The organism is Roseicyclus sp., from assembly GCF_052168335.1.
In the GTDB taxonomy this organism is placed as follows: Bacteria; Pseudomonadota; Alphaproteobacteria; order Rhodobacterales; family Rhodobacteraceae; genus Roseibacterium.
The window spans coordinates 1-3,335 of sequence record NZ_JBQLZP010000569.1 but is presented as its reverse complement, the minus strand read 5'-3'; the positions used below and the strand labels follow the sequence as shown (position 1 = coordinate 3,335).

The window sequence follows — 3,335 nt, the reverse complement described above, 5'->3', positions numbered from 1 at the left end:
AATCCCCGTCCCCGGCCCGCAGCGACGAGGGCGTGGGCATCGGGTTCAAGCCTTTCGGGGTGAACATGCAGTTCACCCCCACGGTCGTTGACGGCGAGATCATCAACCTGCAACTGAACGCCGAGGTCTCCTCGATCGCCGCGAACATCCAGCTCGGCGGCGGCGCGGAGATCCCCTCGCTCAACACCCGCCGCGCCTCGACCACGGTCGAGCTGCGCGACGGCGAGAGCTTCGCCATCGCGGGCCTCCTGCAGGACGATTTCCGCGACGCGGTGGGCCAGGTGCCGTGGCTCGGCGACCTGCCGATCCTGGGCGCCCTGTTCCGCTCGGCGAGCTACCAGCGCGAGCAGACGGAACTCGTCATCATCGTCACCGCCCACCTGGTGAACCCGGTGCGCGGCGAGGCGCTGGCGCTGCCGACCGACCGGGTGACGATCCCGACGGAGGCCGACCTCTTCCTGCACGGGCGCGTGGCGGGCCGGCCCCGTCCCGGCACCGCGGCGGGCGATGTCGCCCAGCAGGACTTCACCGGCTCCTACGGCTACGTGATGGATTGAGGAGAGACCAGATGCGCAGTCTCACGAACCCCGCCTCCCCCACGCCGCTCCTGCGCCGCATCGCGGCCGGTGGCGTGGCCCTCGCCCTCGTCGTCACGCTGGCGGGCTGCGAGGACCTCTTCGACGACAGCCGGGGCCTCGGCTCGGAACTCGACGAGGGCGCCTTCGGCAACCCGACGATGACCAACATCATGCTGCAGTCGGGCGAGCTGTCCTATGCGGAAGTCCTCGGCGAGCGCTTCGCCGAGAGGGTGCCGACGACGATCAACTTCGCCTTCAACTCGGCGATGCTGGACGACGAGGCCCGCGCCATCCTGCGCGAGCAGGCGGCCTTCATCCGGCACTTCCCCGAGGTGCGGTTCTCCGTCTACGGGCACACCGACCTCGTCGGAAGCCGCGCCTACAACCAGCGCCTCGGCCTGCGCCGTGCACGCGCCGCGGTCGACTACATCGTGAGCCAGGGCGTCGATCGCTCGCGGCTCGAGGCGCTGGTCTCCTTCGGCGAGTCGCAGCCCGTCGTGCTGACCGAGGCCGAGGAGGTTCGCAACCGGCGCACCGTCACCCGCGTCACGGGCTTCGTGCAGAGCCATCCGCTGGTGCTCGACGGCGAATACGCCCGCATCGTCTACCGCTCCTACGTCGCGTCGGGCGCGCCGGCGACGACGGGTGGCGGCGGCTGAGGCACGCCACGCCAGCACACCGGAAGGGGCCCGCAACGCGGGCCCTTTTTCTTTGCCGCGCCCGCCCCCGCCCCGGCCCCGGCCTCGACGGGAATCTCCGCAAGACGTAAACCTAATCCCCCTTTTTCGTCCTATTGTTGCCCCTTTTGACCGTCAGGTTCGCCTGCGGCTCGGTCCATCTGCGGAAGCGCGCGACGCTTCCCCGGACCGGCTGCGGGGGCCGGATTTCGCCGCCTCCGTCAGAACACGACCCGGATGACCCGGGCAGAGCTGGGATGATGAGGATGAGTAGCGGACTGGCACTGCAAACCGAACCGGCGCCCGTGATCGCCTGCACGGTGTCGCGTAACGTGCATCGCTTCGATCTGCTGATCGAGGACATGGAGGCCGAGCTCGGCGAAGGCTGGGGCGACCTCGGCTTCGAGGAGGCGCGAGCCTTTCTCCAGCAGCCCGAGGCCGATGATCTCGTGTTCATCGCGCTCGCGATCACCAGCGAGGACGAGGCCGACGTGGGCCTGCTCGGAGAGGTGATCCGCACCGCGAAGACGCGCGGCATCCGGGTGATCCTCGTGGCCGACGGCGTCTCGCCCGCGACGCTGCACCAGCTCCTGCGCCTCGGCGCGGACGACTTCCTGCCCTACCCGCTCTCGGACGGTGCGCTGCACGATTCGATCGAGCGGATCAAGACGATGGCGGCCGATCCCGGCGCGGCCGCGGATGCGACGCCGAAGGGCGCGCCCAACGCCAAGCCGACGATGGAGGGCCAGGGCGCCGTCTTCGCGGTTCAGAACCTCGCGGGCGGCACCGGCGCCACGACCTTCGCGGTCAACCTCGCCTGGGAACTGGCGACGGTGGACAAGAAGAAACCGCCGAGCGTCTGCCTCATGGACTTCGACCTGCAATACGGCTCGGTCGCGACCTATCTCGACCTGCCCCGCCGCGAGGTGGTGGTCGAGTTCCTGCAGGACGCCCACACGATGGACGTGGACGCCTTCAAGCAGGCGCTCGTGGGCTACGGCGACCGGCTGTCGGTCTTCACCGCGCCGCCCGAGATCCTGCCGCTCGACATCATGGGCCCCGCCGAGGTGGAGGCCATCGTCAACCTGGCGCGGCAGTGCTTCGACATCGTCGTGATCGACATGCCGCGGAGCCTCGTGGTCTGGACCGAGGCGGTGCTGAGCCGCGCCGACATCTTCTTCGCGACGATGGAGCTCGACCTGCGCTCGGCGCAGGACGCGATGCGCTTCATCAAGGCGCTGCGCGCCGAGGACCTGCCGCTCGAGAAGGTGCAGTACGTCCTCAACAAGGCGCCGGGCGGCATGGACCTGACCGGCAAGGGCCGGATCAAGAAGCTCGCCGAGAGCCTCGGGGTGGAGATCAAGATCCACCTGCCCGACGGCGGCAAGCAGATCCAGCAGGCCGGCGACAATGGCCAGCCGCTGGCCGAGGCGTTCCGCAAGAACCCGACGCGCAAGGAAATCGCGAAGCTGGCGCAGGGCCTGCACCAGGCGATGGTCGCCGACCTCCGCGCGAGCAAGTGACGACCGGGCCGCATGGCCCGGACAACCCCAGGGAAGGCAGCCGATGTTCTCGAAATACCGCAAACCCGGATCCAAGCCCGACGCGGCCGAGCCCACGCCCGCCGCGAAGACCGAGGCGCGCCCCCCCGTATCCGAGGGGCCGGACGAGTCGGGCGACACGCCCAAGGCCGCGCGCAAGCCTCAGACGGTCGCCGCAGTGCCCAAGGCCGACCTCGCGGGAACGGGCGGCGGCGACGAGAAGGATTTCAAGCGCCGCCAGCGGCTCGACGAACTCAAGACGGAGATGCACCACCGTCTGCTCGACAACCTGAACCTCTCCGCCCTCGAGACGGCGAAGGAAAGCGAGCTCCGCGCCGAGATCAACGCCATCACCAGCGAGCAGCTGGCCGAGCTGGGCGTCGTTCTCAACCGCGAAGACCGGCAGATGCTGAACGTCGAGCTCTTCGACGAGGTGACGGGTCTCGGCCCGCTCGAGCCGCTTCTGAAGGACGAGAGCGTCAACGACATCCTGGTGAACGGCCCCAACCGCATCTTCGTGGAACGCGCGGGCCGGCTGG

The 3,335-nt window shown here is 69.3% G+C and carries 3 protein-coding genes and 1 pseudogene; all 4 read left to right on the top strand.

All coding sequences use genetic code 11. The features are described from left to right. The coding region (locus tag ACTS11_RS17505; RefSeq protein ID WP_442641578.1) for a type II and III secretion system protein family protein at nt 1-557 on the top strand (557 nt) is incomplete at its 5' end. 11 nt (nt 558-568) lie between these two features. After that, a complete protein-coding gene (locus ACTS11_RS17500; protein ID WP_442641577.1) occupies nt 569-1,237 on the top strand; it encodes an OmpA family protein in 669 nt (222 codons plus the stop codon). Between the two features lie 284 nt (nt 1,238-1,521). Continuing rightward, on the top strand, nt 1,522-2,778 hold the full coding sequence (locus tag ACTS11_RS17495) for an AAA family ATPase (RefSeq protein WP_442641576.1): 1,257 nt from the start codon (nt 1,522-1,524) through the stop codon (nt 2,776-2,778). Between the two features lie 43 nt (nt 2,779-2,821). Continuing rightward, nucleotides 2,822-3,335 (top strand): annotated as a pseudogene (locus tag ACTS11_RS17490) (CpaF family protein); the annotation flags it as partial.